We start from the raw sequence: 302 nt of genomic DNA, 5'->3' as shown, positions 1-302 counted from the left end.
CGCTTTGCCGCCCTTTTATCACGCCGCTTCTGCAAGATTTCTTCGAGAACGGAGCCATGTTGATCCACCGCACGCCAGAGCCAGAATTTCTCTCCAGCGCATTTGACGACCACTTCGTCCAAATACCAAATATCGCCAGGGCGCGCCTGACGCCGCCGCAAGTTGCGTGTGATCTGGGGTCCGAACTTGGCGATCCAACGACGAACTGTCTCGTATGATACGTCAATTCCACGCTCAAGCAGCATTTCTTCAACTTCACGCAGACTAAGGTTGAACCGCAGATAAAGCCACACCGCATGAGC

The 302-nt window shown here is 54.0% G+C and carries 1 protein-coding gene; it reads right to left on the bottom strand.

What is annotated here, in order from left to right; all coding sequences use genetic code 11:
• Positions 1-302: IS6 family transposase (locus tag HWX93_RS22815; protein WP_176038828.1), on the bottom strand; the 302-nt coding region annotated here is incomplete at both ends.

It is taken from the genome of Brucella tritici, from assembly GCF_902825325.1.
Lineage (GTDB): Bacteria > Pseudomonadota > Alphaproteobacteria > Rhizobiales > Rhizobiaceae > Brucella.
Note: the sequence above shows the minus strand (reverse complement) of the source record. Positions and strands in the feature narration are given on the sequence as shown.